The organism is Nonomuraea sp. NPDC049480, from assembly GCF_044465905.1.
Classification (GTDB): domain Bacteria; phylum Actinomycetota; class Actinomycetes; order Streptosporangiales; family Streptosporangiaceae; genus Nonomuraea.
In genome coordinates this window covers 32,544-58,219 of record NZ_JBITMD010000022.1, presented here as the reverse complement: position 1 = coordinate 58,219, position 25,676 = coordinate 32,544, and the positions used below count along the sequence as shown (strand labels likewise).

Genomic DNA, 25,676 nt, shown 5'->3' with positions numbered 1-25,676 from the left:
TATGTCCCGGCCAAGGTGATGACCATCACGTCGCCCCCGAGACCGGCGTCCCACCAGACATGAACGTCCTGGGCGGCCGACGCGAACCATCCCCGGACGCCGTGGCCAGAGCGGCCGCGGAAGCCATATGCCCGACCTGAATGGAAAGTCCAGCAACTCACGCGAACCTGATCACGGTTTGGTCTCGATCGACAATGGCTGAGCTGGGGGTATCGCGGAGAGTGACCTTTCGCAGGAAGGCGCGATAGGTGCCGTTCCGCCAGGTCAACGGAGACGTGAACGCTAGTTCGAAAAAGGAGGATGTCACGCATCGTCGATCTTGACCGAGGTCCGGATGGTCTGGCTTGATCAGGGCGTTCCCTCCACTCCCGGAACAAGGAGCTGCCTGTGATCATCCGCCGTTTGACCGGCCTGGCCGTGGCGGCCGTCCTCATGGCCACCACCCTGGCGACTCCGGCGTCGGCCGCCGGCACCACGACCGACCTCGGCGTATCCCTCACCTACGGTTCGAGTAGCGGTGACCTTGCCGTCGGCGGCGGCAAGGTCTTCGTCTCCGCCGAAGACCGGATCATCGTCACGAACGCCCAAGGCGACCTGACCGGCTCCATCGCGGGCCTGTCCAGTGTGTACGGCCTGGCCGCCAAGGCCGACGGCTCCTCCCTCTACGCGGCAATGGCCGGATCGAACCAGGTGGCCGAAATCGACACCGGCACCCTCGAAATCAAGCGCCGAATCGACCTGCCCGAACACCCGTGCCCGACCTCTTTGGCGCTGACCGGCGAGCGGCTGTGGGTGGGCTACGGCTGTTTCGACAGATTCCAGGGCGGCTTCCTCGCTCTCGACCTGGCGGCGACCTCACCTACGCCGGTCGCCATCGGGCTCGGCCTCCACAGCGCACCGAAGGTCGTGGCCGCGGGCGACACGCTCGTGGTCGGTGAGGTGACCGGCGTCCCTGCCGACCTGATCGTCTATGACATCAGCGGCCCCACTCCCACCTTGCGTGGCAAGATCGACGGCGAGACGCAAGACCAGTCGGAGGTGAGGGACCTCGCGTTGACCTCCGACGGAACGCATGTGATCTCGGCGTTCGACACGCCGTACCGGTTCGACACCTGGAACACCACGACCCTGTCCCGGGCGCGCCGCTACGGTCAGCGGCACGAGGCGTTCCCCACAGGTCTGGCGATCAGCCCGGGCGATGCCTATGTCGCCGGCGGACGTGATTGGAACACCGATGTCACGGTCTACGAAGCGGCGACGGGCGCGACGGTCTTCTCAGGGGACAACCCAGCGGGAAGGTTCGTCACGGGCGGGCTCGCGTTCTCGGGCACAAACCTCTACGCCCTGCTGAGAGGGTCCGGGGACCAACTGCACCTGTGGCGGATCGAAGACATCACCCGCACCCCATCGTCGCTGACCCTGACCGCGCCCTCCGACGCCGTGCGCAGCAAGCCGCTCACCGTCACCGGCAAGCTCACGCTGAGCGACGGCACCGAGCCCGGCGCCCAGCAGCTCATTGTCACGCGCCGCCGGATCGGCGACGGTGCCACCCAGCACCTCCCTGCCGTGACGACGTCCGCGAACGGCACGTTCACCATCACCGACACCCCGCCCGAGGCAGGTAGCACCACCTACACCGCCACCTGGGAAGGCAACACGAACTACAACGGCAGCACCGGCACGGTCATCTTCCCGGTGAAGAACGACTCGTCCCCGCAGGCGCCTCGCTGACGATCGAACGCCTCAAGGGTGTTGCAGAAGTCGGCGTGCAGGCAGGTCAGAGCAAGCGCGAGGGCGGGAACACCGCGAGTGCCGAAAACGCGTCCGACGGTCTCACTTGCGAGTCGTCAATGAGGGAAGATCATCGCTCAAGCGGGCGCTCCAGCGATGTTGTGCAGTCGCTCAATCGATTGAGTGACTGCACAAGTCGTTTTGAGCGATCGCTTAGGCGGTGACGCTCAAGATCTGATGAGTGCCTTGACCGGCCGGTGGCTGCGGGGCCGACCTGGGCGTCTCCTGTCGGTGAACGTCCATTTACGCGCTACCAGGTGGCGGTGCCAGCGCAAGATCGTCGCTGGGGTGACCGGGAATGCTTCCGGCGGTCGTCTGCTCGGGCGTCAGGCGGTGGCTGGTCATCAGCTCAACGGCGGGCCTGGACAGGACGAGGAACGCGCCGGTCTCCGGGTGCGGGGCGCGTACCGGCAGCCAGTCGATCTTGTCGCGGGCACCCGTCGGCGACCGCACCGGCACCCGCGCAGAGCGCTGGAATCAGTCCGCCCAGGAACCGCCGCGAAGCGGACTCGTGGGCGCCCGGGTGAGGGCCGTACGCGATTCGCGGCGGCCCCGGCCGGTGTCAGAACATCGTGTTGTCGTTGGCGGCGGTCTCGGGTACGGCCTGTTCGGCGTTCCAGTGCTCGACGATCTTTCCGTCGCGTACCCGGAAGAGGTCGATGACCGCCCGGCCGCGGTCGCCGGGTGTGTCGATGTAGTGGCTGTGCACGGCGACCAGATCACCCTGCGCGATGACCCGTTTCGGTGTCACGCTCAGCTGCGGGAACTGCTCGAAGTAGAAGCCCAGCCCGGCCTTCAGACCGGCCGCGCCGTCGGGGATGTTCGGGTTGTGCTCGTGGTACTCGGTGTCAACATAGGTGTCGACGGCGGCCAGGTCCTTGCGGACCAGCAACTCGTCGACGAAGGCGGTGACCAGCTTCTTGTGGTACGCGGTGAACCACCGCTGCCCCGGCGCCTCGCTCCGCGGCTCGCTGAGCGTGGCGAACATGTCATTGCCGCTGGCGGTGGTGGCGGGCACTTCCTGCAGGACGTCCCAGTGCTCGGCGATCCTCCCGTCCTGGAAGCGGAAGAGGTCGAACACGGCCATGCCCGGGCTGCCCGGCACGAGGACGTTGCGGGAGTGCAGCAGCACCAGGTCGCCGTCGGAGATGACCCGCAGAAGCTCGAAGGCGGCCTGCGGGAACTGCTGCCGCGTCGTGGCGACGAAGTATTTGAGGGCGTCGGGGCCATCGGGGGCCAGGGGGTTGTGCTGGATGTAGTCCGGCCGCAGGAGCCGGTCGACAATGGCCGTGTCGCCGCGGGTGAACAGGTCCTGCAGGAGTTGCTGGGCCAGTTGCGCCTGGCCGCCGTCTCGTACGGTCAGCACGATCTTGCCGGTGGTGCGGCCGGTCTCGCCGAGCGCGTGCGCCTTCGCCGCCTCGGCGAGCGGGAACGTGGCCTCGATGTGCGCACGCAGCGCCCCGGCCTCGACGAGGGCGGCGATGGCCCGCATACCTCCGTGGTCGGCCTCGACCAGCAGCGACTCGTAGCGGATACCCCGCTCGGCGATCGCCGCCAGTTCGGCGGGGTCGATGGGTACCGGAAGGATCGAGACGAGGGTGCCACCCGGGCGCAGCACGGCCACGGAGCGGGCCCGGGCGGCGGAGTCGAGCGAGATCGGGTCGAGGACCACGTCGATGTCGCTGAGCACCTCGGCGAAATCGACGCTGTGGTAGTCGATCACCTCGTCGGCGCCCACCGACCGCAGGAAGTCGTGCTTGGCGGCGCTGGCGGTGCCGATCACGTACGCGCCGCGGGACTTGGCGATCTGCACAGCGAGGTGACCCACGCCGCCGGCCGCCGCATGAATCAGGACCCGCTGCCCGGCCCGGACGCCGGCGGTGTCGACCAGCGCCTGGTAGGCGGTGAGCGCGGCCAGCGGCAGCGCACCGGCCTGGACGTGGTCGATACCGGCGGGCTTGTGCGTGAAGACGCGGGCCGGTGCGGTCACGTACTCGGCGTGCGCACCCACCCCGCCCGGATAGGGCAGCATCCCGAAGACTTCGTCGCCGGGCTTGAACAGGGTGACGCCCATGCCGACGGCCTCGACGACGCCGGAGACGTCCCAGCCGAGCACCAGCGGCATCTGGGCGACGGTCATGGACTGGGCCCGGTTCCACCAGTCGGTCGGGTTGACCCCGGCCGCGTGGACGGCTACAAGGATTTCACTCACCCCTGGCGCCGGTTTGGGTAGCAGGGTCTCCTGCAGCACGTCGGGGGTTCCGTAAGTGTCCTGGCTGATGGCTCGCATGGTCTCGGTGTTCGTCATGGGTCCAGCCTGTCCGCCGTCACGGCCCGCTACAATGGCATGGTCGCCAACTTTCGACGGGATCCTGCCATGGCACAGGTGCACCGCGTCGTCGTTCTCGCCCCGAACGACGTGTACCCCTTCGACCTGGGCATCCCCGGGCGGGTCTTCGGCACCGCCGACGGCCGCTACGAAGTCCTGACCTGCACCGCCGACGGCCGCCCGGTCCGTACCAACGCGGACTTCTCGATCACCGTCGACCACGGCCCGGAGGTTTTGCGTACCGCCGACACCGTCATCATCCCGCCCTTCGGCACCACTGACTTCAGCCGTCAAACGCCGGTCGACGTGGCGCAAGCCCTCGCGTTCGTGTCCCCCGGCACCCGGATCGTGTCGATCTGCACCGGTGCCTTTGTGCTGGCCGCGGCGGGGCTGCTCGACGGACGGCGGGCCACCACGCACTGGGCCGCCACGGAGGCCTTCCGTCAGTGGTATCCGCAGGTGGAACTGGACCCGAACGTGCTGTTCGTCGACGAGGGCGACGTGCTGACCTCGGCCGGCGCCGCCTCCGGCATCGACGTCTGCCTGCACCTGGTCCGCAAGGACCACGGCAGCGAGATCGCCAACCATGTGGCCCGCATGTGCGTCGTCCCCCCGTGGCGCGACGGGGGCCAAGCGCAGTACATCGAGCGCCCGGTCCCCGACACCGTGGCGAACGACACGTCCGCCATCCGCCAATGGGCGCTGCAGAACCTGCACAAGCCGCTGACCCTGAGCGACCTTGCCGAGCAGTCAAACATGAGCCTGCGCACCTTCGCCCGCCGCTTCAACGAGGAAGTCGGCATGAGCCCAGGACGCTGGCTCATCCAGCAACGCGTCGACCGGGCCCGGCACCTGCTGGAATCCACCGACCTCGCGGTCGACGAGATCGCCGGCCAGGTCGGCTTCGCCGGCGGCACCTCGCTGCGCGAACACCTGCACGCCGCCATCGGCGTCTCGCCACTCGCCTACCGACGCACCTTCCGAGGCGTGCCGGCCCAAAACCACTGACCGAACGTCACCCCACGACTGTGAAATTATGTACGTCATACCATGCATTGAGCGTGCCGAGTAGATGGAGGAGTTCCGGTGGCGCGTTACGACAAGGAGCACAAACAGGCCACGCGGCAGCGGATCCTCGACACGGCCGGCCGTCGGTTCAAGACCGACGGCATCGACGGCTCCGGTGTGGCCACGTTGATGGCGGACGCGGGGTTGACCAACGGTGCGTTCTACGCCCATTTCTCATCCAAGGACGACCTCGTCGCCAACGTCATCGCCGACCAGTTGGGTTCCCAGGCGCAGAGTTTCAGTGAGCTGCCGCCCGGCCGGTCGGGCCTGGAGGAATTTCTGCGCGAATACCTGTCGCCTCAACATCGGGACAACCCCGGCGCCGGATGTCCCGCCGCCGCCCTGCTCGACGAGATCGGGCGCTGCCCGACCGGAGCCAAGGACGCTTACACCGACGGTGCCCGGGTCATCCTGGACGAGATAGCCGTTCGCCTGGCTCCCGCGGATCCGCAGTCCGCGTACGGGAAGGCACTCGCGCTGTACACGATGGCGATCGGGACGCTGCAGTTGTCCCGCGCCGTGTCCGACCCGAAGTTCGCCGATGAGGTCCTCGAACACGGCATCCAGAACGCCCTCGTGTTCCTTCGCTGAGCCGCAGCCGAGGCCGTCCACGGCACTGCCCCCTCGACCGCGAGGGGGCAGTGCCCCTTGCGGTGCTACCGCTGGAGGAAGGCGAGGGACTGCTCGACGAACTGGCCGTGAAACTGGAAGATGCCGCCGTGCCCGGCGTCGGGGTAGATCACCAGGTCGCTGTCCGGCAGGCGGCGGGCCATGTCGCGCGAGTTCTGTGTCGGCACCATCCGGTCGCTCTCGCCGTTGGCGACGAGCACGGGCTGGCGGATGGCAGAGAGGTCATGTGGCCGCTCCAGTCCCCAGCTGTGGATGGCGGACAACTGCGCGAAGTAGGACTTGAACGAGATCGCCTTGTCCCGGTTGTCGGTACGTTCCTTCAGGCGCGCCAGAAACTGCTTACCCGCCTGACGGCCGTTCGGGGTCCGGGTGAAGAACAGGAACTGCTTCGGATCCTGCAGCGTGAGCAGCCCTCGGACGGTGTCGAGATGCGAGAGCTTGGTGACGTTCTTGATGCCCTCACCGCCGGCCGGCCCGGTGCCCGCGAGGATCAGCTTGCGCACGAGCTGAGGTTCGTCCTGAACGATCACCTGGGCGATCATGCCGCCCATGGAGAAGCCCAGCAGGTCGACCTGGTTCAGACCCAGCGCCCGAATGAACGTCACGGCGTCCTTCGCCATCGCCCGAATGGTCTTCGGCGTCGCGCCGGTGGAGGCGCCCACGCCCCGGTTGTCGAACGCGATGACCCGATGTTTCGCGGCGAGGCCGTCGACCACCCGGGGATCCCAGTTGTCGAGGACCGCGGCCAGATGGGTCACCAGGACCAGCGGGACGCCGGTCTTCGGGCCGAGCTCCCGGTAGGCGAACTCCACGCCACCGGCGGATATGGTGCGGGTGGGCGCGTACTTGTACGACGTGATCGCGTTGTTTTCTTGGCGGTGGCTCATGACTGTTCTTCCCTTTGGGTGAGGCTCCGGCGGCTCCGCGGCAATCAAAGTATGACCATAATTTAAAGATTCCACAAGCTCACCGGCAAACCCGAATCCTCAGGACAAGTGATGGGGCGGGCCCGCCTTGGCCCGGGAGACGACCGCTGGAGGAACGGGCCAGGGCGGCGGTGGCGACCGGCGATGCGAGCGCCGTCGACGTCGGCCTCGAATGGTTTGAACCCTGCGAGCAGCCGGCCATACATGACGCGTTCGCCTTCCGCGCGGGGTACGCCGGGCGCGCATGGCGTACCCCGCATTCGGTTCAGTGCCGCGCGCGCCGCAGAGCCGGCCTTCTTGCCTCTCGCCGCCGCGCAGACAAGGCGATCAGAGGCTCTGGTTGATCTGGCCGAGGTATTCACCCAGCTGGTATTCGACATCCAGGCCCTTGTCGGCGGCCAGTGCGCCGAGCGCCATCACCCGGGGCAGGAGTCCCGGGCCGGTCAGAGAGTCCACGAACGCGCCGTAGGAGGCGATCAGGTCGGCATCCGGCGGCAGGGTGGCCCGGCCGACCATCGCCTTGGCGGTCGCCAACGCCTGCCGGTCAAAGGAAGCCAGCCGTGCGACCATCGCGTCGACAAAGGCGTCGAGTTCCGCGTCCGGCAGGGCCCGGGTGACCCATCCCCAACGCTCGGCCAGGTCGGCGTCGTAGTCGGCACTGCCGAGAATCGCCTCGAGCGCCCGGTCGCGGCCGATGGACCGCGGGAGCCGCTCGGCACCACCACCGCCGGGCACGATGCCGATCCCGACCTCGGGCTGGCCGAAGAACGCCTTCTCCCGGCTGGCGTACCGCAGGTCACAGGCAAGGGCCAGCTCGTTGCCGGCGCCGCGGGTACGGCCCCGGATGGCCGCGATGCTGACGTACGCGGCCTTGCTCAACCGCAGGACCAGGTCGGTCCAGACCGGCGCGTCGTCCTCGTGCTCGGGCACGGGCAGGTTGCCGGCCTCAGCGCCGTCGAAGTGGTTGAAGAAGAAGTCGGGGACCTCGCTGGCGAAGACGACGACCTGGATGTCGGGGTCGTCGTCGAGTCCGCGGACGATCTCGTGCAACGTCACCACGGTCTCGGGAATCACCAGGTTCATCGGCGGATTCGCGAACGTGATCCTGGCGGTCTGCGGGGTCGTGCGCTCGAGGCGGATCGTGCTGGACTGGCTCATGGGATGGCTCATTTCGTGGTCGTCGTTTCGACGGAGATCGGCGGGTAGGCGGCCTGCTCGCCGGTGCCGTCGAAGCAACATAAGATTACGATCATACTACCATAGTTTGAGAATGAGTCGGGAGGCAAGACCCCTCGGTCATGAAATTATTCTCGTAATTTCAAGGGCGGCTCACGTCGGCGGCGAGGCCCGCCCTGTCGCCCGGCCTTCAGCGTCGAGCAGCGCGAGAGCGCTCTGGATGCCCTGCTCGAGGACGACGTCGGCAAGCTGCTGGTCGACCAGTGCGCGGGAGAGTTGCAGCGTCCCGACCATCAGGGCGTAGATGGTGAGCGATCGCACGCGCGCCGACTGCGGGTCGTCGGGTGCCACCCGGGCGGCGACGTCGTCGATGACGGCCAGCACGCCGTCGGTGTACGCGCGCCTGACGGCATCCGCGCTGCGGGCGATCTCGTCGAGCAGGGCGGCGGACGGACAGCCGTCCTCGGGGCTGTCGCGATGCCGGATCGAGAGGTACTCCCGCAGGAACTGCTCGGCTCCGGCCGGTCCGGGTGCCGCCGCGCTCAGGCCCTCGCGCTGTTCGCGGAGTTGGTCGGCGACCGCGGCGACGACCAGGTCGTCCTTGGAGTCGAAGTGGGCGTAGAACGCACCGTTCGTCAATCCCGCGTCGGCCATCAGTGCGGCGATCCCCGAGCCGTCGATGCCGTCGGTCTTGAAGCGGCGCCCGGCCGCCTCGATGATCCGCCGCCGCGTCACCTGCTTGTGCTCTCTCCCGTACCGCACCACACTCCCCTTCACCCGCAGGCAGGCCGCTTCGTCCGCCGCCCCGACAATATTGAGAGTACGACCATAATTTAATTTCACCTAACGGCTTGCCCCCGACTGCTCTCCCACCCTATGGTCGTATGACCGTAATCAGATTGCTTGTTCATCCGCGCCGTCGGCCGCGTACCCGAGGTCGCTCCAAGCGATCCAGCAGATGGGCTCCCCCGCGTGTCTGCGAAACAACCCCGTACGGCGGCGTATTCGTCACTCAGCGCCCGACCGAGCGCACTGACTCCTGGAGAATGACATGACTCAGCTCGCCGACCAGACCGTTCTCGTCACCGGTGCCAACCGCGGCATGGGCCGGGAGTTCGTCCGTCAGCTCCTCGACCGCGGCGTCGCGAAGGTCTATGCCGCCGCCCGCGACCCGCAGACGATCGTCACCGACGACCCCCGCATAGTCCCGCTGCAGCTCGACGTCACCGACGCCGGCTCGGTGGCCCGCGCCGCCGAGACCGCACAGGACGTGAGCGTCGTGGTGAACAACGCCGGCATCGCCCGCGGCGTTTCGGTCCTCGACGCCGACACCTCCACCCTGCGCGGCGAACTGGAGACGAACCTGTTCGGCACGCTCGCGGTGACCTCGGCCTTCGCCGACCGACTGGTGCAGCGTTCCGGCATCGTGATCAACATGGCCTCGGTGGCCTCCTGGCTCCCCACGGGCGGCACCTACGGGGTATCCAAGGCGGCCGTGTGGAGCGCGACCGACTCCATGCGCCTGGAGTTCGGGCCCCAAGGCGTGCAGGTCGTCGGAGTCCACGTCGGGTACGTCGACACCGACATGGCCGCCAGCATCGACGCCGCCAAGTCGAAGCCCGCGGACGTGGTCCGGCAGATCCTCGACGGTGTCGAGAAGGGCGATGTGGAGATCCTGGCCGACGACTTCACCCGCGCGGTCCGTGCCGGCCTGCACCAGCCGATCGAAACCCGGCTCGCCTCGCTCCTGGGCTAGCAGTCAGGGCAGCCGGAGCAGGTCCGACCGGCGGCGAACCCGCGCCATCTGTTCTGCCGGTGCAAGCGGCCTGCGCTGGTCGCGGCACCGGCTGGCAGCTGCGGGCGAACCCCGTAAGCACCGAGCACGTCACCGGTCCGCTTCCCGGAAAGCCCGGGCGAGTGTTCAGCCTGAGACGAGTCTTGCGACTACGCCGCGCTGACCGAGCGATCTTTGTACTGCTGTGAGCAGCGCACACCAGAGACGGAGACAACGATGAAGGCATTTGTGGTCGAGCGCTACGGCGACGCCGACACCGTGCGCGCCAGCGATGTACCGGATCCGAAGGCGGGCGCTCATGACGTCCTCGTCCGGATTCACGCGGCGAGCGTCAACCCGGTCGACCTCAAGATCCGTGACGGCGACCTCAAGGCGATCCTGCCGTTGCGGGCGCCGTTCGTCCTCGGCAACGACCTCGCCGGCACGGTCGTCGCCGTCGGTGCCCGCGTCACACGCTTCGCCGTCGGCGACGAGGTCTACGCACACCCGGACCAGAACCAGATGGGCACGTTCGCGGAATTCATTGCGATCCACCAGGACGACGTGGCGACCAAACCGGCCACGCTCACCATGGCGGAGGCCGCATCCATCCCCCTGGTTGGATTGACCGCCTGGCAGGCCCTGGTCGAGCGGGCCGACCTGCGCCCCGGCCAGAAGGTCCTCATCCACGCCGGTGCCGGCGGCGTCGGCACCATCGCCATCCAACTGGCGAAACATCTCGGAGCGAGCGTGGCCACGACCGCGAGCGCGACGAAGACCGATCTGGTGAAGAGCCTCGGCGCGGACGTCGTCATCGACTACCAGAAACAGGCATTCGAGACGATCCTGCACGACTACGACGTGGTTCTCGACACCGTCGGCGGCGAGACGCTCGACAAGTCTCTGCGGGTGCTCAAGCCGGGCGGGACCGTCATCAGCATCACCGGGCCACCCGACCCCGCCTTCGCCCGGGAGATCGGCGCCAATCCCGTCATCCGGCTGGCGATAGCGGCGTTGAGTTTCCGCATCCGCCGGCGTGTCAGGCGACGCCAGGTGACGTACTCGTACCTGTTCATGAAGGCCAGCGGCGACCAGCTCCGCGAACTCGCCGCCCTCATCGACGCCGGGATCATCCGGCCGGTCGTGGACTCCGTCTTCGACTTCGACCAGACCCGCGAGGCCCTGGCCCACCTCGAGCAAGGACGCACCAAGGCCGGCAAGGTCGTCGTCCGCATGAAATGACCGCACCCGCCGCCCCGGGCCGCCGGGCCGGCGCGCCCCCGCGTACAGAATGCGTCGCCGTTTCACGCGGGAGCGCGACCCGCGCGAGCGCCCGAAATCGTCGACCACAGCCGACTCACCGGAGGACCACATGGACACGTCACGAAGTAGCTCGCAACCCGCAGGACACATTGCCGTCGAGGGCCACGCCGGGGTGCTCGTCGCTCGTATCGACGGAGGCCCGCATGCGTTGTTCGATCCCGAGATCGCCAAGCAGCTGAAAGAGTTGGTCGGTCGTGCAGACCGCGATCCGGACATCCGCGCGGTCGTCTTCACCGGTACGCATCCTGACCGCTTCTTGAGTCATTCTGATGTGCGCTGGCTACAAGAGGGTGGCACCGGATTCCCGCCGATCAACACGCGTATCGCCAAGCTCGTAGCGCGCACGGCGAGACTCATCAACAGAGTGCCGGTTGTCAGAACGCTCGCGGGGATGACCCGGCTCAAGACACTTCTGCAGCTCGACAGCTTCCATGCCACCTTCCTGAAGATGAATGCAAGCGGCACCATCTTCGTTGCGGCACTCAACGGTTCGGCGCTTGCCGTCGGCGCGGAACTGGCATTTGCCTGTGATCTGCGCATCATGGCAGACGGGGAGCATGTCATCGGCCTGACAGAAGTCCTGCTCGCACTGACACCGGGTGGCGGCGGCTCTCAGCGACTGCCTCGTCTGATCGGTACTCAGCAGACGTTGGTCGCCGTTCTCGAAGGCAGGCCGTTCACGCCTGCAGAGGCTCTCTCGCTCGGTGCGGTCGACGAAGTGGTGCCACAGGAAAAGGTCCTCGCACGGTCGATCGAGCGCGCAGAGTATCTGAGCCTACGCTCGAAGAAATCTCTCGGAGCCATCAAGCGATCCATCTACTTCGGCAGCTCCCTGTCGCTCGAACAGGACTTGCAGTTCGAGCACGCCGAGTTCCTGGTCAGGGATCAATCGAAGGAAGCTCAGCGGCGGATGCTTGAATACATCGCCACCACGGACGCCACTGGCGAGCTCCCTCTGCTGGATCGGGAGACGTACGCACGGGCGCTCAACGCCGGTCGTATCGGAGGTAGTTCAAGCGAGTAGATCGAGCCCATGCTCGGCGTCGTCTCGGTCGCGGGCCCGGCAGATCAGCCGCAGGTCTTGGGCGGCGATCCAGGTCCGCAGGTCTGCTGGTCGTCGCTGTTCCGTCGGCCAGGCCGGCCAACAGCGGGATTTGTTGCGCGACTTTCGGCGTGAGCGGGATGGCGTCGTCGCTGGTGAGCGTGGGCGAGTTGTTTAGGCGGGGGTACGGCAAAGTCGGTGAGTGCGCGACAGGGACTCTGTATTGATGTCGAGAGTGGATTTGACGGGGCGGGCACGGCTTCGGTGATCTTGAGGTTCTCGACGCCTTCAGCTCACCTTGTGAAGTACCGTGCCCGCGCCTGCATCATTGCTGATCAACGCTGTCCAAAGCCAGCCGGACAGCCGGACACGACCTGTCCTGCTCGGTCGTAACGGGCAGGAAAGCCTGCTCAGGGCCCTGTCGGAGGTACCTGATCCTCGGGACGCGCGGCGTATCCGGCACGGGCTACCGACGGTGCTCGGGTTGGCCCTGGCGGCGATGCCGGCCGGGAGCGTGTCGGTGTACGCGATCGGGCAGTCGATCGCCGGGTGTTCGCAGTAGACGTTGAAGGTGTTCGGCGCTCGGGTGGACCCGTGGCGGTCTTGGGGTCGAGGCCGAACACTGCGGCGAGGTGGAGCGGGTCCGGGCCGTACGTGAGGGCTTCTTCAAGCTGCCGATCAACGCGCAGGCGTTCGAGCGTCGCAGCCTGACCGCGGAGCTTCTTGGCGAAGTAGATCTTGGAGACCGGATCGGTGCCCAGCGTACTCAGCTGATTGATCAACAGGTGGGGATTGGCTGTGTCCGGCCAGCGGGTGCGCCGGTAATCGAGCCATTCGAGCAGGATCTGATGGGTGAACTCGTCGATGGGGCGGGTGCGGCCGGCGATGAGGTGTGGGAGGCGATCGACTCGATCGTGTCGCGCCGGGAGTCGCGGGAGGTGGTCGCCGCGGTGACCGAGATGGTGCCGCCGCCGAACGCCGACGGTGGTCGAGTTCGGCGCGAACGCCGAGGCCCGCCCGGATGCCCGCGGCGATGAAGCAGATGCCGCGGCTGGTGGACGGCCGCAGGAAGAAGGTCACCGAGGCCGACATCGACACCAAGCTGGTGACCGGGTCGTGGAAGCGGCTGGTGTCCCGGTGCTGCACCTGGGCCGTTTCGGTCGGCCCGCTCTCACTGAGGCCGACGGCAGCTACGCGCTCGCCGCGGGAGATGAGTCCGAGCACCCCTTCCCGCCCGATCCCGTTGCCGCCGCCGTGAGGACGGAGCCCTTCGCCGCGATCTGCATGTCCATCTGCCTTCACTTTCGGTCGGCCTCACAGTGCGCCCTTCAGCGCTCGTGCCTGCCGGCGCCAGAACTCCCGCGAGACCTCGGCCTTAGGAAATACCAGATCGAAGCCGTGGAAAGCGCCGGGGATGACGTCGAGGTCGCAGGGGACGCCGCTGTCACTCAGCCGGCGCGCGTACTCGACGTCTTCGTCGTGGAAGAGATCGAGGGTGCCGACGCCGATCCAGGCCGGAGGAAGACCGGTGAGATCCTCGCGGCGGGCTGCGGCCGCGTACGGGGAGACGTCCGGGCCCGCGACGGCGTCGCCGAGGTAGGACGACCAGCCGTATCGGTTGCTCTTGGGCGTCCAGACGCGCACCTTGAGGGTGTCCAGGTCGGTTCTCGTCGTCGTGCGGTCGTCCAGCATGGGGTAGAGGAGCAGTTGGAACACTGGGCGGATCTCGGCCCGGTCATGGGCGAGCAGCGCGAGGGCCGCGGCGATTCCGCCGCCCGCGCTGGCGCCGCCGATCGCGATGCGATCGATGTCGATGTGCAGGTCGCCCGCGCGCTCGGCCAGTCCACGCAGCGCGGCGTAGGCGTCCTCGACCGCGGCGGGCGCGGGATGGTCCGGCCCCAGTCGATAACGAACCGCGGCGACGGTGATGCCGAGCTCGCGGGCGAAGGCGATGTTCGTACGGTCGTCCTGCTCGGGTGCGCCGAAGATCAGTCCGCCTCCGTGTATCCAGAGCAGCGCCGGAGCCGCTGCCTTCAGGCCGGTCGGCTGGAAGACGCGAACCGAGACGGGCGGTGCGCCCTCGGGCCCGGGCACGACGATCTCCTGAACCGTGACGTCCGGCCCTGGATCGGTCGAGCGCCACTTCACGCTCCGCACGATGCGCGTCGACAGACGTCCGTAGGACACATTGGGGATAAAGCGACCTCGTTTGAGATCGGGGTGGAAGGCACTCATCGGGTCCTCGTTCTTTCCCTCATCGAGGGTGTATGGAATCGTCTGGCCACCCGGCGGGTGGTCGGCGTCGGGAGTGGGGACGGTTGTGAAGCCGGTGCGACACCGACGATGGGAAGGCCGGCGCGCAGCTGCGTGAGACTCTCGCAGATCAGATCGGGCAGTGAGACGTCGGCATCACCCATTGCCCACTTCTCGACGGGCGCCCGGGCGTCGCGGACCTGCGCGCCACCGCAGGCCATGTTCGCGTCCGTTCCCCCGTCCCGATCCGGCAGGCGCGCGGATCTTGCGACTGCCGAGCCTGTACCGCTCGGTCAGATCTTGGTCTTCTCGCGGACCCACGCGCCGATCTGTGCGATGGCGGCGTCGGTCTCCGGGACCCGGCCGGCACCGTAGACGTACGAGTGCTGGCCTCCCGGGACCACAACGGTCGCCGTGTCGATTCCGGCGTCCTTGACGCGGGCGGCGAACTCCTCGTCCTCGCCGGCGAGGACCTCGTACGTTCCCCAGGAGACGAGGGTCGGGGGCAGACCGCTCAGGTCCGCCCGGTTCAGGTTGATCCTGGTGTCCGTGAACTCGATGCCCGTGCCGCCGATCCAGGACTCCCGGAAGAACTCCAGCAGATCCTTGCTGAGGATCTTGTCCGTCCCGGCGTTGGTCGCGATGGTCTCGTTGGCGATCTCGAGGTCGCACCAGGGGGATATCGACACGATGGCGCCCGGCAGGGGCTGCTTCTTGTCGCGGAGGCGAAGCGCCAGGGCGACGGCGATGAACCCGCCGATCGAGTGGCCGATCGTGATGATGTTTCCCGGCGCATACCCTTCGGACAGCAGCCAGATGAAGGCCGCCTCCGCGTCGTCCACCTGAGCCGGGTACTTGTGTTCCGGTGCGCGCCGGAAGTCCAGGACCAGTACGGGGGCCCCGGCGGCCTTGGCGATATGGCCGGCGAGCTTTCGGTCGACGTGTGCTGACGCCAGAACGGAGCCCCCGGCGTGAGTGTGCAGGAGGACGTAGTCGGTGTTGGCGTCGACGGGTTCGCACCAGATTCCCAGAACGCCACCCGCGTCCACCTCCCGATAGGTGACGCCTTCCGGCTCCCGGGCCGCGAGATGGACTTGCTCCGCCTGGATGCGCGCCGCATCCAACTCGGAAGGGGGATTCGCCCCTGTGGCCAGCCATTCCGCGAATTGGATCGCTTCCGGGCTCAGTGCAACAGCAGCATGCTCAGACATTTGGTACCTCCATGGGGCCATTTGACATACCGGCCCGCCAGGACCGGTATCGCCGGGGATTGTCAGGCGGTGTGGGTGGGGTAGTCGGTGTGGCCGATCTCGTCTGCCACGGCGGTGGTGACCTCGACGGCGAAGCGGATGCGGTTGTCGAGGGAGCCGCCGACCTTGTTCGACCGGACCAGCTTCTGATCGATACGCGGATGGCGTCTCAGTTGTGCTGCTCGGCGTCCAGGAGTGCGAGGGCGTTGCGGATGCCCTGTTCGAGGAGTTGGTCGGCGAGTTGCCGGTCGGTCAGGGCGCGGGAGAGTTGCAGCGTCCCGGCCAGCATGCCGAGGAGGCCGAGTGCTTTCAGACGCGCCGACGGTGGATCGTGGGGTGCCAGGCGGGCAGCGAAGTCGTCGATGAGGACAAGCGCGCCGTCGGTGTATGCCTGCCTGGTGGGATCCGTGGAGCGTGCGATCTCGTCGAGCAGGGCGGCGTTGGGGCAGCCGTCCTCGATGTTGTCGCGCTGCTCGGGGGAGAAGTACCAGCGCACGATCTGTTCGAGTCCGGCACGGCCGGGCGCTGCCTGCGCGACGATGTTGGCGTGTTGTGCGCGCATCTGGTCGGCGACCGCGGTGGTGACGAGTTCGTCCTTGGAAGGGAAGTAGGCGTACAAGGCGCCGTTGGTCAGGCCCGCGTCCCTCATGAGCGTCGCGACTCCGGAGCCGTCGATGCCGTCCCGCTTGAGCCGGCGACCGGCCGTCGCAATGATCCGCTGCCTTGTCTCCTGCTTGTGTTCTTTCGCGTACCGCACCATGCGTTCCTCCATCGGTAGCCGGGACTTGCGCCCGGATACCGCCCTGGCCAGGTCACTGTGCCGCGTTGGCAAGAAGAGCGGCGACGTTGATCCTCCCGGTCTGCAGTTTCGCGTCGTGGGGCTCGGCGACCCCGCCGTCGGTGATGTACAACCGGTCGCCGCGAACCGCGGTCGCAGAGGGCGAGGCGAGACCGTCCGCACTGGTCAGAACGGCCTTGTAGGTGCCGTTCGGGTAGACCACCACGATCCTGTCCGGACCGTTCTGCGAGGAGGAGCCGTTCTGCGCCACGAACACCACATCGGACCAGGGGGTCAGGAAGCTGAAATCGTCGATGTTGGGCAGGCCGCCCGCGACAAGGCGGATGGGACCGGCGGCGCCGGCGGGGGTGACCGGTACCCGCAGCAGTGTTCCCTTGTTGAAGTTGCTGACCCACAGAGCGCCGTTGTGGAACCTGAGCCCGTTGGCACCGATCGGCAGGGCTTCGGTCGGTACCGGCGCGAGAGCGGCATCGGTCAGCCACGGGGTCACCGATCCGCCCGAGATCGGAACGGACCAGATGATGCTTTTGAAGCTGTCGGCGATGTAGAGGGTGCGTCCGGCCGCGTCGATGGCCAGCCCGTTGGGGCCCGAGTCGGCGGGCAGAGCGGCGATGCGCTGAGGGGTGCCGTCCGGGCGCAGCGTGTACACGCCGTTCCTGGCCGCGTTGCCCGGGGCCCACACGCTGTAGTAGACGGTGCCGTCATCGCCACGGGTGTTGCCGCTGATCGCCTCACCCACCTGCCCGGTGACGAGCACCGTGCGACGTCCGGACGCGGAGATGCGCATCACCTGCGGCCCATGGGTGCGCTGGCACACCGCGCAACTGCCGAGCATGGACAGGATCATCGAGCCGTCGGGGTTGACGGTGATGTTCTCGGGGATCTCGCCGGCGGCGTAGTCGAACTGCGCCGCGGTCCGTACGTCGGTGACAACGGATCCGGGATACGCGTGTCCCGTCGCTGCGGACGCGGACGGCGCCGACCCCAGGACGGCCGCCGTCGCGGTGACCGCCAGCGCGATTCCGGCGTTCTTCTTCAGAAAACGCCTCGCGCTCGATGCACTGCGCCGGGCCGTTCGCTGGCGTTGCTGCTGCATGACTCTCCTCGGCAAATCAACGAGTGACTGATCAATGGACTTTCGGCGACATCCGAAACGTCGAGCACATGGGAGACATCCGGGTGGAATCGACGCCCTTGACGCCGGACCGGGATGAGATCCCATTGTCGTACGATCGTTTATCTTACGTTCGTCAGACAATAGAGGGAGTGGCGCCGGATGGCAAGTGGTCTCTCGGGAGCGATCCAATCGCTACGAGGATGGCCTCGGTCCTGCAGGAGACACAGCGCCGGCTACGGACCGACCAGGAGCAGAGCAACAAGAACGCCCGCGAGCAGGAACGGCCCATAGGGGAACTGAACTTTCCCTACGCCCCGCGCCAGCAGGATGCCGCCGTAGATGCCGCCCAGGATGCGGCCGGAGATCACGCCCACGAGCCGGACGCTGAAGCCGAAGTAGCCGGTGGCCTCGCCGACCAGCCCTGCCGTTTTGACATCACCGACTCCGCTGCTGTCCATTCGCGTGACGTTCCGGCAGCTCCGCTCCGTGCGCCGGATCACGTACCGCCCACCATCGCCACACAGTTCCCGGCCCATGATCACGACTTCGGGCTTCGGGGCGAGGGTGCTCCCGATGACCTCGAACGGGACCTGATGATCACCCCACTCATCCGTCCGATGCGCAGTGCCTCGGCCATGGGCACCCGCCCGGTGTCACTTCCGGTGAAGCGTCCTCGAGGTCGCATATTGAGCGTTCGAAACACTACTGGCTGCCGTACCCGCCGTCGCAGACGGTGGATGGTGGAGGTGGGGCAGAACGTTCACTGTTCTTCCAGCTGTTCGTCAGGGGGAAACACCACGTGCTCGGCATTTCTTCGCAGAAAACGCCACGCCTCGGCACGCCCGGACCCGGCAGGAAACGCCTGCACCGTGAACTCACGTTCCAGCTCGACATGGAGATCGCCGAAAGGTGACACTCGCGCAGCTGTCACAGTGGGCCTCAGCTCCATGAAGGTGGCGTCGACCCGATCCGCCATGAAGTCGTACATGGTCCGTTCGCTTTCGGTCTCGCCGGTGCCACGGACTTCGCGTTCGAGCCACGCGAGGTCAGCGGAACCGAGGATCACCCGGCTTTTGTGCGTGATGCGGAAGGGGCATTGGAGGTGGAGCGCGAAGGCGCTCCGCCAGTCGTCTGCCCAGGTGTCCGGCGGTGTGGGGTCGAAATCGATGATCCCCAGGTCAAGGGCCCGGCCGACACCGACCGCGTGCAGTCCCAGGAGGGCATGGAGCCTTGCCTCCATGCGGTGCGGGTCGAATACCAGCTTGGTCCTCCGAACTGACTCAGTGTCCCGGGTGGCCATCTTACGATCTTCGAGCAGTGGCAGACGGGACTGTTCCCCCGTCGCTATTTGCAGTCGCCGTCGCCGAACATCCCTATGACCTCGTCCACGATTGTGATAGCCGTACCCCTTCTTGGATATCGCGTCGTGCACCCTCCTGCGCTCCGCCTTCGTGAGCGAACGGCCCAACTGCCGCTCGGCGTCCCTGATCGCGTCGTTGAAAGCCTTGTTCTGGGCCTGGTTGTTGCGGGGGGTTCTGTATCCGTCGTCGTCGTCACCATCTCCCGGGTCCCATTCGGAAAACTCCAGCTTCACGGGGCGGGGGTCGGCGTTGTGGACAAGCACGGCCTTGTCGCCGATCGCGACGAAGTACGTGTGGGTATTTGCGACGGTCAGGTGGTAGATGGGCTGATCGTTGACCGTCCGCTTGGCAAGCGCGAGGACGTGGGCCCGGTCGCCGTCGTCCGTACGCAGTCAGGCCCCGGCCCACAGGTGCGTCGCCGCCGTCCAGCCGCGCAGGTCTTCCGACAGAAGGGGTGGTCGGCGGTGGCGACGACCGTCCCCGTCAAGCCGCCGGTCTGCACGGTGACCTCAACCAGGTTCTTGGCGCCCGGGCCGGTGATCACGGCGAGGACGCTGCTCGAGATCGTCGCTCCTGACTTCGGGTCCTGGGTGCGCACCCGGTCGCCCTGTACCGCGTCACAACGCAACCACGACGGCTCTGACCTGTGGTTTGACGGGGTTCGTACCCGCAGGAAAGCACGTCCTTGGCGTGACCAGCCGTCCGACCGGCGTATGGACTATTCAGCAGGCCCGCAATCTCCTAATCGACCTCGGCGAGCGGACAGGGTCGTTTCGCTTCCTCATCCGCGATCGGGACGCCAAGTTCACAACCGTCTTCGAGGTGTTCGCCGCTGTGGGCGTCACGGTGCTGAAGACTCCGCCGCGGACCCCGAGGGCGAACCGCTATGCCGAGCGCTGGATCCGGGCGGTGCGCGCCGAGTGCACCGACCGCATGCTGATCTACGGCGAACGTCACCTTCACTCGGTCCTGAACGAGTATCTCGATCACTACAACGCGCATCGGCCGCATCAGGCTCGTGGGCAGCGACCACCTGATCACGATGAGCCTGTGGCAGTGCCGATGGAAGGTCGGATTGAGCGCCACGAAATACTGGGAAGAGTGATCAAAGAGTACCGCCGAGCCGCTTGGCTCGGTTGGAGAGACCCCAGCTCAAACCACACGCGGGTTTTGACGCCCTACACGGTCGGTGCCCTAGACAGCCCGGCCCCCGAGTGTGTTGCCGCCAAAGTCCCTCGGGGGCCGGGCGCAAGCAGAAGGCCCCAACCGGTCAGTGATCCGGCTGGGGCCTTCTCGCGCGATACGTGCAGATTCGATCGCGCCAGCGATCTACCTCAGCGGCTTCGCGCCGCGGCGGCACTGGCGAGCGAAGATGGGCAGCTCGTGCATGGCCACCTGGAACACGGCGAGGTGGCCGCCGTCGCTACCGGATGTCAGCTCGACGGAGTAGTCGAACCGATATAGCTGGCGCCGCACCGCGAACTCTTCGTACGTCGGACCGGCAGCCGCGTCCGCCCGTCACAGGCTTGCACCTCGGAAGAATTTCCGGGAAGTGAGGACCACTAATCTATCGGGGTGTAGACGCAAGGAAGTCCCCTGCGCGTGTACGAGCCGTCCGAGTTCTTCTGGTAAGCCTCAACGCAGAACGCTCTTCCGTTCGCATAGTTTCGGCCGATGTTCCTGTAGTGGACGAGCGTGTGAGGGTTGGTCCGGTCGGAAGTGTTGTAGGCGAAGTCGGGGCCGAAGATGCGGAAGTGGCCGTAGAAGCTAAGTACCTGCCACATGTTCGCATACGCCTGGATCTGGTCTACCCGGCCACCGCTACCTGTGATCTTGACGCAGGCCCAGCCATTGCAGCCACTGTTCTCGGCGGCGTAGGCCGGCGCAGCGAACCCCAGTCCGGCCGCAAGGACCAGCAGACATGTTGCGAGACTTGTAGCGATTCTCCTTGATCGATTTTTCATGGCCATCTCCATTCCTTGTTGATAAGATCCGAGGATGACAGGGGAAATGGGATAGGTTATATGCCTCCAATCATCAAGGCCGCATATTGGCAGTCTCCGGGCGCTTTCAGAATACGGTCCATGAGGCCGCATTTGAATTCTGACGCCCGTCGGGAATCGCCAAGACGACCTTCTTTGCCGTTCCGGAAACTTACGGCTGTCGAAATCGGCGGATCACGTTAATCGCGTGTCGTCCACCCATCAGGTGCAGACTGGCGCGGTGCCGAGCTGGATCCGAACGAGCATCGACTCGCGGAATTCGACGGGTACGGTTCCGCGACCCACGCACAACACCTTGCTAGCGCCTGTGCGGTTGAACAGGACTGCCTGGCACCCGGGAAGCGGTTGATTTTCGAACGCTTCGAGCTGAAGCGGCTGCGGCCTGAATTGCATTGAGGGCTGGCACGCATCGTAGACGACGGTGCGACTGCCCGTCCCGCCGATCAATGTCAGCCGTCCAGTTGCGGCGTGAGCGGTGCCCGTCGCGCCCACCACCGCGAGACAGGTCAAGGCCGATCCGGCGAGGAGCGCTTTCACTGTCGAATTCATGGTACAAGTGTCAATCACGGCTAGATGCCCGACCAGGACATTGGCCGGGCATTTGCCGGACATTAAAATGCCCGGCAAATGCCCTAACCTCGATCCTTCATGATAGGCAGCGGTATACGTACATGCCGTCACAAACTCGTCGCGGATTTCGGTCCACGGCGAGCCGGAACACGTTCAGCCCCGCGCCAGCCGTCGATCGGTATCTGTGAGTCCAGTCGGCCAGTGTCGACGTCGGCGACGGGCGCCAGAAGGGCGAGCTTGGTGCCTGTCCGGTGCCAGAACTGATGCAGGGATCTGACCTGGTCTTCCAGGCTTGGTTCCCGTGCTGTTTCGACTTCTGTATCTGCTGGTGGTCAGGGTGTTCGGTTGGCTGGTGCTGCTCGCGCGAGGCAGTGCTTCCAAAGAGGTGGAGATCTTGGTGTTGCGGCATGAGGTTGCGGCGCTACGTCGTCAGGTGGACCTAACCCGCCAAGCAGGGCCGGCCCTCAATCTTCGAAGAGATCCGCGAATGCCTCGATCACTTTCTGATTCTTGGTGAGCGGCACCTGCGGCAGGTCCTGGCTGGGTACGAGCGCCACTACAACCAGCACCGACCGCACCAGGCACTGTCACTACCCTAACCCCTTCATGATCCGGCCGAGGCGGTCGATCTCACGGCTCGAATAGAGCGACGAAACGCCGTCTGTGGTCTGATCCGTGAGTATCACAGAGCCGCTTGAGGACGCGCGAAACCGCGGGCCGGCGCCACGACCGAGTTTTTGGCACCGGACAGGGTTTGATCAGGCGCTCAGACCCATGATGATCGTCCTGGAAACGGAAACCTGGACGAGGTCCAGTCGCCGTACCCGCACCTCGATGACCCACGCCACTTGCCTCTGACCGGCAGCTCGGTCAGATGTTGCCAGTGGTTGGCCGTGCAAGCAGGATGACCTGCACTGATTACATTATCGGCAGGCGCACTCTTCCATGAGTACGCGCATGCGGCTTGAACTGCATGGATGGAACTTTCGGCAGGTGCTGGTCAAAGGTCAGCTGGTCTTGGCCGCCGGCAGACCGCCGACCAAGCGCCCCCTTACGTCGCGGCGTTCACGGGCAGGACGTCGTCCAGAAACGGTTGCATTCGGGTGGCCGCGGGGGTAACCCGGTGGTTGACACGAGCCATTTGCTACCGCGATTGGTGGACGCGAATGTCCAATCAGCGGTTGACGACAGTCAACCGGCTGATGGATACCTTTGCCGTGTGGGCCGGGGATCGTCCCGGGGCGGTAGCCGGTGAAAGAGCGCGCCGGGGTTTGTACCATCCGGCTCCGTCGGTGTCCGCTGTGGGCGGTTGGCCCGCCGAGGGCGGGTGTTCCTGCCCGGCTCCTTCAGGTTCGTCGAGGGAGAGGATTGTTGAGGTGGCCACTTGGCGGAGGCGGTACAGGGCTGCGGATCGGGCTTAAAGAGGGTGCCGTGGTGATCATGGAGGGTGGCGTCGAGATCGGTGGCCATGGCCAGTGCGTCGAGTTCGGTGGCTGGAGCCAGATGTCGATGTCGACCGTGAAATGGCCGCCAGGTATGTCGCGGCGGCGCATGCACTCCAAGCGTGCCTCCCACAGCCGCGAGGTCTGGAGTGCCTGCATGTTGCCAGGGCAGTGCACGCTGCACAGAACAGCGCTCTGGAGCGACTCCGTGACCGGCCGCACTGTTTCATCGGGCCAAGTTGAAGAGCTGAGACTGGGTTGGCGGGGTGGTACGGGCCGCACTCATTCGCCAGCGCTTACCCAGAGCCGCCCGAGCTGTTCATCGAGCAGGCATGCCAGACGAACGGCGACGGCAGCTTCAGGGCGAGAGCCGGTCGTACGCGGGGTTTCTACTGCGGGTTCAGGATGTGGACCTGCTGGAGTTTCCAGTAACACCCCGGACAAACCAGCCCACGACGCAAAGGAGACGACGTGACGCCGCCCGATGAGGAGGAGACGCTGCGCCTCGCGCCTGAAGAGATCGATATGCACCGCAGCCAGTTGGGCAACCGCGGCGGATAAAACCCGGCCGACATGGGCACGCAGCCGGGGCGGCCGAGGATGTACCGGCGTTGCCCGTTCAAGGTGGTGATCTCGATAAAATCGCAGGGCGTTGGCTTACGAGCGCAGGAAGCCGGCCCACGTGGTGGATGCCCGTTTGGGCCTGGACCCAGAGACCTTCCTGTTTGAGGATTCCTAGCGACCGAAGATCGTTAGTCATATCAGGAAGTCCTGTTATCGCCATATCTATTGCTGTTTCGAGTGGCGTCCTCACAATGTCTAGCTAGCAATGATCATGCGGTCTGGGCGACCGCTCCTTCCTGGGGGCACATTTATGACGATCATGCTTTCCCGGTTCACCCGCGCCGCGGCTGATGCCGCCCGGCTGACGATCGAGCTGCCGGACTCGGTGGGCGCGCTCGAATGGCACGGACTCACCAAGATGGCAGGGCCGGGTTTCGCCCACGCCTTCACGCTGGTCCAGAAGGGCGGCAACAGCGCCCTGCCAACGCACATCTTCCCGGGTGGTCGGGTCGAGACCTTCCGCCGCCACGGCTACGACCTCACCCTCTACGAGAGCATCGACCGCACGAACAGCTGCCTGGTCTGGGTCGGCCCGTACAACGAGGCCAAGACGTGGTTCGCCGGTCCGGCGCCACGCCGGTCGGTGCTCAACGCGCTCGTCGCGGCGGTCGAGTTCACCGACAGCCCTGAGGGTGCCATGCTCAGGCCGCGCGTGCGTGCGGCGACCCAGCAGTTCGCGACCAAGGTCATCGGGCGCAACGACCGGCTCATCGTGATGGCGAGCGACGCCCGTGCCGCCCGCGAGACGCTGCCCGAGTTCCGGGGCGCCAGCCGTGGTGACGCGGAGGTGTGGAAGATCCCGCTCGACCTCGATCCGGAGCAGAAGGACAGGGTCGAGGGCACGCCGTACGAGCACAAGTACATCTACGCCAACAGCACCGCGGTCTTCACTGTGCAGTTCACCTTCGACCCGGAGGCGGGCTCCTTCCGCGCGGCCGACGAAGGCTTCGTCGAGGACGTCCTGGCCGGGTTCAAGGTCGCGTGGGCGGCGTGAGCCTGCCGCTGGCCGTCTCGCTGCTCGCACTCCTCGTCTCCCTGTTCACGCTGGTCGCCGTCGGGGCGGTCTACTCCAGGCTGCGCGCGCTGGAGCAGAACGTGCTGAACCCGAACACGGCACGGCTGGACAACGAGAGCACGACGGTCGTTCCCGCGCTCCGCCCGCAGGACGGCGAGGTGGCGTCGGTCGTCCTCCTTATGGACAGCACCTGCGCGGTCTGCCATCAGGCGTGGACGACGCTGCACGAGTCCTCCTGGCCGGGCGTCCGCGTCCTCGGGCTGGTCGTCGAGAAGGAGATGGCCGAGGTGTTCACCACCGGCCAGGTGCTCGCCGACGCCGGCCAGTGGCGCGAGTTGTATGAGGGGTATGCGCCCTGCCTGTTCGCGATCGATCCTTCGGGGGCGGTCATCGCACGCCGGTTTGTCTACGGCGACACGGACCTGCCCGAGCTGATGAACTCACTTCTAGCTGCGAGGAGCAGCCATGCGCTTTGACGAGATCCCGGCGATCGACGCCATGCCGGAGGGCGCCCAGCCCAGCCGGGTCAGAAACCTGATCGGCGCGTTGCCGTCCAGCCGCCGCACCCTGGCGAAGGGCATGGCCGTCTCGGTGATGGCCGCCGCGCTCGTCCCCTTGGACTGGGCGTTGAACAAGCGGCAGGCCAAGGCGGCCGGGCCGACCTCGGTCTGGGACGAGAACAGCTGCGAGAGGTCCTACCCCGACGGCGGTTACCCCGAGGGACGCAACAACTGGTGGGGCGACGGCAAGGCCGTCTGCTTCGGCGGCTGGCGCATGGGCGCCTACCCGTGCAACAGCACGCGCCGCCACTTCGAGGGCAGTCGCACGCACAAGCCCGGCGCCTCCGACCAGGAGAAGTACACCAACGCGGCGCGCATCGACGACAGCTGCGGCAGCACCTCGTTCAAGAACGCCTGGCGCTGGAAGTCCGGCGGCCACCAGTACATCTGCTCCGACGCCGTCACCACCGTGACCTGGCGTGACGGCACGCACCACACCGACCTGACGATCTCGATGTGCTGATGCCGCCTGCCCTTCGCCGGCTGGCCCTCAATCCGCTGACGCTGGCCGTCCCCATCGCTCTGGGGACGGTACTGCCGATCACAGTGGGGGGCCCGCTGGCGCTCGTCTTCTTCTTCGCGGGGCTCAATGCCGGATACGCGAACTCCGGCAGCACTTGAAG

28 protein-coding genes and 2 pseudogenes are annotated in these 25,676 nt (G+C 66.4%); 16 read left to right on the top strand and 14 right to left on the bottom strand.

Going from position 1 to position 25,676, the window contains the following annotated elements; translation table 11 throughout:
- The first annotated feature begins 387 nt into the window (after window positions 1-387).
- A complete protein-coding gene (locus tag ACIBX3_RS44180) occupies window positions 388-1,731 on the top strand; it encodes a hypothetical protein (RefSeq protein WP_397126604.1) in 1,344 nt (447 codons plus the stop codon).
- A gap of 303 nt (window positions 1,732-2,034) precedes the next feature.
- On the opposite strand, the gene ACIBX3_RS44175 is transcribed toward ACIBX3_RS44180, so the two are convergent.
- The 3 genes and pseudogenes from ACIBX3_RS44175 to ACIBX3_RS44165 form a co-directional block, all read right to left on the bottom strand.
- Window positions 2,035-2,250: a hypothetical protein gene (locus ACIBX3_RS44175; RefSeq protein ID WP_397126603.1), complete on the bottom strand. Its 216-nt coding sequence runs from the start codon at window positions 2,248-2,250 to the stop codon at window positions 2,035-2,037.
- 103 nt (window positions 2,251-2,353) lie between these two features.
- Window positions 2,354-3,112 (bottom strand): annotated as a pseudogene (locus ACIBX3_RS44170) (nuclear transport factor 2 family protein); the annotation flags it as partial.
- Between the two features lie 27 nt (window positions 3,113-3,139).
- Window positions 3,140-4,081 (bottom strand): annotated as a pseudogene (locus ACIBX3_RS44165) (NADP-dependent oxidoreductase); the annotation flags it as partial.
- An 87-nt stretch (window positions 4,082-4,168) separates the two neighbouring features.
- On the opposite strand from ACIBX3_RS44165, the gene ACIBX3_RS44160 reads away from it, so the two are divergent.
- The gene (locus ACIBX3_RS44160) at window positions 4,169-5,128 is read left to right on the top strand and encodes a GlxA family transcriptional regulator (RefSeq protein ID WP_397126602.1); all 960 of its coding nucleotides are present in this window, start codon (window positions 4,169-4,171) and stop codon (window positions 5,126-5,128) included.
- A gap of 78 nt (window positions 5,129-5,206) precedes the next feature.
- Entirely contained in the window at window positions 5,207-5,779 is a 573-nt protein-coding gene (locus tag ACIBX3_RS44155; protein ID WP_397126601.1) for a TetR/AcrR family transcriptional regulator, read from the top strand.
- 65 nt (window positions 5,780-5,844) lie between these two features.
- Here ACIBX3_RS44155 and ACIBX3_RS44150 read toward each other — a convergent pair whose 3' ends face one another.
- From ACIBX3_RS44150 to ACIBX3_RS44140, 3 genes are all read right to left on the bottom strand, one after another.
- On the bottom strand, window positions 5,845-6,705 hold the full coding sequence (locus ACIBX3_RS44150) for an alpha/beta fold hydrolase (RefSeq protein ID WP_397126600.1): 861 nt from the start codon (window positions 6,703-6,705) through the stop codon (window positions 5,845-5,847).
- A 366-nt stretch (window positions 6,706-7,071) separates the two neighbouring features.
- Window positions 7,072-7,902, bottom strand: coding sequence for an enoyl-CoA hydratase/isomerase family protein (locus tag ACIBX3_RS44145; protein WP_397126599.1), 831 nt, complete (start codon window positions 7,900-7,902; stop codon window positions 7,072-7,074).
- A gap of 171 nt (window positions 7,903-8,073) precedes the next feature.
- On the bottom strand, window positions 8,074-8,682 hold the full coding sequence (locus ACIBX3_RS44140; protein ID WP_397126598.1) for a TetR/AcrR family transcriptional regulator: 609 nt from the start codon (window positions 8,680-8,682) through the stop codon (window positions 8,074-8,076).
- A gap of 289 nt (window positions 8,683-8,971) precedes the next feature.
- Between ACIBX3_RS44140 and ACIBX3_RS44135 the strand changes: the two genes are divergently transcribed.
- From ACIBX3_RS44135 to ACIBX3_RS44110, 6 genes are all read left to right on the top strand, one after another.
- Complete coding sequence (locus tag ACIBX3_RS44135) at window positions 8,972-9,676, top strand: SDR family oxidoreductase (RefSeq protein ID WP_397126597.1); 705 nt, start codon at window positions 8,972-8,974, stop codon at window positions 9,674-9,676.
- 255 nt (window positions 9,677-9,931) lie between these two features.
- On the top strand, window positions 9,932-10,936 hold the full coding sequence (locus ACIBX3_RS44130; protein ID WP_397126596.1) for an NADP-dependent oxidoreductase: 1,005 nt from the start codon (window positions 9,932-9,934) through the stop codon (window positions 10,934-10,936).
- Between the two features lie 130 nt (window positions 10,937-11,066).
- Complete coding sequence (locus tag ACIBX3_RS44125) at window positions 11,067-12,041, top strand: enoyl-CoA hydratase/isomerase family protein (RefSeq protein ID WP_397126595.1); 975 nt, start codon at window positions 11,067-11,069, stop codon at window positions 12,039-12,041.
- Between the two features lie 328 nt (window positions 12,042-12,369).
- Entirely contained in the window at window positions 12,370-12,621 is a 252-nt protein-coding gene (locus tag ACIBX3_RS44120) for a transposase family protein (RefSeq protein ID WP_397126594.1), read from the top strand.
- A 70-nt stretch (window positions 12,622-12,691) separates the two neighbouring features.
- Window positions 12,692-13,096, top strand: coding sequence for a hypothetical protein (locus tag ACIBX3_RS44115; protein WP_397126593.1), 405 nt, complete (start codon window positions 12,692-12,694; stop codon window positions 13,094-13,096).
- On the top strand, window positions 13,093-13,317 hold the full coding sequence (locus ACIBX3_RS44110; protein ID WP_397126592.1) for a hypothetical protein: 225 nt from the start codon (window positions 13,093-13,095) through the stop codon (window positions 13,315-13,317). The genes ACIBX3_RS44115 and ACIBX3_RS44110 overlap by 4 nt, the downstream gene beginning before the upstream one ends.
- 56 nt (window positions 13,318-13,373) lie before the next feature.
- On the opposite strand, the gene ACIBX3_RS44105 is transcribed toward ACIBX3_RS44110, so the two are convergent.
- The 6 genes from ACIBX3_RS44105 to ACIBX3_RS44080 all read right to left on the bottom strand — a co-directional run bounded on the left by ACIBX3_RS44105 (window position 13,374) and on the right by ACIBX3_RS44080 (window position 19,072).
- On the bottom strand, window positions 13,374-14,207 hold the full coding sequence (locus ACIBX3_RS44105) for an alpha/beta hydrolase (RefSeq protein ID WP_397126591.1): 834 nt from the start codon (window positions 14,205-14,207) through the stop codon (window positions 13,374-13,376).
- 398 nt (window positions 14,208-14,605) lie between these two features.
- Window positions 14,606-15,523: an alpha/beta hydrolase gene (locus ACIBX3_RS44100; protein WP_397126590.1), complete on the bottom strand. Its 918-nt coding sequence runs from the start codon at window positions 15,521-15,523 to the stop codon at window positions 14,606-14,608.
- A 208-nt stretch (window positions 15,524-15,731) separates the two neighbouring features.
- The gene (locus ACIBX3_RS44095) at window positions 15,732-16,322 is read right to left on the bottom strand and encodes a TetR/AcrR family transcriptional regulator (RefSeq protein WP_397126589.1); all 591 of its coding nucleotides are present in this window, start codon (window positions 16,320-16,322) and stop codon (window positions 15,732-15,734) included.
- Between the two features lie 52 nt (window positions 16,323-16,374).
- Window positions 16,375-17,457, bottom strand: coding sequence for an SMP-30/gluconolactonase/LRE family protein (locus ACIBX3_RS44090; RefSeq protein ID WP_397126588.1), 1,083 nt, complete (start codon window positions 17,455-17,457; stop codon window positions 16,375-16,377).
- A gap of 254 nt (window positions 17,458-17,711) precedes the next feature.
- Window positions 17,712-17,936 carry a hypothetical protein gene (locus tag ACIBX3_RS44085; protein ID WP_397126587.1) on the bottom strand — a complete coding sequence of 75 codons (225 nt, stop codon included), beginning with the start codon at window positions 17,934-17,936 and terminating at the stop codon, window positions 17,712-17,714.
- Between the two features lie 302 nt (window positions 17,937-18,238).
- Window positions 18,239-19,072: a hypothetical protein gene (locus ACIBX3_RS44080; protein ID WP_397126586.1), complete on the bottom strand. Its 834-nt coding sequence runs from the start codon at window positions 19,070-19,072 to the stop codon at window positions 18,239-18,241.
- Window positions 19,073-19,529: 457 nt separating this feature from the next.
- Here ACIBX3_RS44080 and ACIBX3_RS44075 point away from each other — a divergent pair, with 457 nt between their 5' ends.
- The gene (locus tag ACIBX3_RS44075; RefSeq protein WP_397126585.1) at window positions 19,530-20,303 is read left to right on the top strand and encodes an integrase core domain-containing protein; all 774 of its coding nucleotides are present in this window, start codon (window positions 19,530-19,532) and stop codon (window positions 20,301-20,303) included.
- A gap of 98 nt (window positions 20,304-20,401) precedes the next feature.
- On the opposite strand, the gene ACIBX3_RS44070 is transcribed toward ACIBX3_RS44075, so the two are convergent.
- Both ACIBX3_RS44070 and ACIBX3_RS44065 read right to left on the bottom strand, forming a co-directional pair.
- Entirely contained in the window at window positions 20,402-20,815 is a 414-nt protein-coding gene (locus tag ACIBX3_RS44070) for a hypothetical protein (RefSeq protein ID WP_397126584.1), read from the bottom strand.
- A gap of 228 nt (window positions 20,816-21,043) precedes the next feature.
- The gene (locus ACIBX3_RS44065; protein ID WP_397126583.1) at window positions 21,044-21,391 is read right to left on the bottom strand and encodes a hypothetical protein; all 348 of its coding nucleotides are present in this window, start codon (window positions 21,389-21,391) and stop codon (window positions 21,044-21,046) included.
- Window positions 21,392-21,879: 488 nt separating this feature from the next.
- Between ACIBX3_RS44065 and ACIBX3_RS44060 the strand changes: the two genes are divergently transcribed.
- The 6 genes from ACIBX3_RS44060 (at window position 21,880) to ACIBX3_RS44035 (ending at window position 25,674) form a co-directional block, all read left to right on the top strand.
- Entirely contained in the window at window positions 21,880-22,011 is a 132-nt protein-coding gene (locus ACIBX3_RS44060; RefSeq protein WP_397126708.1) for an integrase core domain-containing protein, read from the top strand.
- Between the two features lie 1,101 nt (window positions 22,012-23,112).
- Window positions 23,113-23,286 carry a DUF6338 family protein gene (locus ACIBX3_RS44055; RefSeq protein WP_397126582.1) on the top strand — a complete coding sequence of 58 codons (174 nt, stop codon included), beginning with the start codon at window positions 23,113-23,115 and terminating at the stop codon, window positions 23,284-23,286.
- 442 nt (window positions 23,287-23,728) lie between these two features.
- Complete coding sequence (locus ACIBX3_RS44050; protein WP_397126581.1) at window positions 23,729-24,472, top strand: hypothetical protein; 744 nt, start codon at window positions 23,729-23,731, stop codon at window positions 24,470-24,472.
- On the top strand, window positions 24,469-24,969 hold the full coding sequence (locus tag ACIBX3_RS44045) for a hypothetical protein (RefSeq protein WP_397126580.1): 501 nt from the start codon (window positions 24,469-24,471) through the stop codon (window positions 24,967-24,969). The genes ACIBX3_RS44050 and ACIBX3_RS44045 overlap by 4 nt, the downstream gene beginning before the upstream one ends.
- Window positions 24,959-25,516: a hypothetical protein gene (locus ACIBX3_RS44040; RefSeq protein WP_397126579.1), complete on the top strand. Its 558-nt coding sequence runs from the start codon at window positions 24,959-24,961 to the stop codon at window positions 25,514-25,516. Before ACIBX3_RS44045 ends, ACIBX3_RS44040 begins: the two co-directional genes overlap by 11 nt.
- Window positions 25,510-25,674, top strand: a complete 165-nt coding sequence (locus ACIBX3_RS44035) for a hypothetical protein (protein ID WP_397126578.1) — start codon at window positions 25,510-25,512, stop codon at window positions 25,672-25,674. Before ACIBX3_RS44040 ends, ACIBX3_RS44035 begins: the two co-directional genes overlap by 7 nt.
- Window positions 25,675-25,676: the final 2 nt, after the last annotated feature.